Annotated in this window: 1 protein-coding gene; it reads left to right on the top strand. The window is 57.9% G+C overall.

From position 1 onward, the window contains the following. Positions 1–235, top strand: a 235-nt coding sequence (locus KZ793_RS01240) for a hypothetical protein (RefSeq protein ID WP_225812935.1), incomplete at both ends; no start/stop codon positions are given.

Genomic DNA, 235 nt, shown 5'->3' with positions numbered 1-235 from the left:
CCAATATTCTCACCAAAAAAGGGAAAGGCCATGCGCTGGCGGTAATGGGCGGTGGCGCGAACGTCCTCACGCATATAGGTGACGGCAAGACCACGGGCGTTATGCTGGGTGGCGCGAATATCTTGACCAAAGTCGGAAAGGGTGACACGACCGGCATCATGTTCGGCATTGGCAACGTGTTGACCCAGGTTGGCGACGGTTGGACACTGGGCGTGATGGCTGCGGCGGGGAATAT

The organism is Photorhabdus antumapuensis (assembly GCF_020387775.1).
Taxonomy (GTDB): Bacteria; Pseudomonadota; Gammaproteobacteria; order Enterobacterales; family Enterobacteriaceae; genus Photorhabdus; species Photorhabdus antumapuensis.
The sequence above is the reverse complement of the archived record's forward strand: the minus strand, read 5'-3'. Positions and strand labels throughout refer to the sequence as shown.